The sequence below is a fragment of the Mesorhizobium sp. M7A.F.Ca.MR.362.00.0.0 genome (genome assembly GCF_004023175.1).
In the GTDB taxonomy this organism is placed as follows: domain Bacteria; phylum Pseudomonadota; class Alphaproteobacteria; order Rhizobiales; family Rhizobiaceae; genus Mesorhizobium.
Genome location: NZ_RZTF01001169.1, coordinates 1 through 227 on the forward strand (window position 1 = coordinate 1; position 227 = coordinate 227).

Genomic DNA, 227 nt, shown 5'->3' on the forward strand with positions numbered 1-227 from the left:
ACCGTCGACATGGCGCGGCTTCTCAAGAGCACCATGCGATTGCGGCCTGACCGAATCATTGTCGGCGAGGTCCGCGACGGCGCGGCGCTCACGCTGCTCAAGGCGTGGAACACCGGGCACCCGGGCGGCGTCACCACCATTCACTCGAACACGGCAATGTCGGCCCTGCGCCGGCTCGAGCAGCTGACCGCGGAAGCGAGCCAGCAACCCATGCAGGAGGTGATCTG

Annotated in this window: 1 protein-coding gene; it reads left to right on the forward strand. The window is 67.0% G+C overall.

Annotated features, from left to right (window positions below):
* Positions 1–227, forward strand: a 227-nt coding sequence (locus EOC06_RS39515) for an ATPase, T2SS/T4P/T4SS family (RefSeq protein ID WP_164899126.1), incomplete at both ends; no start/stop codon positions are given.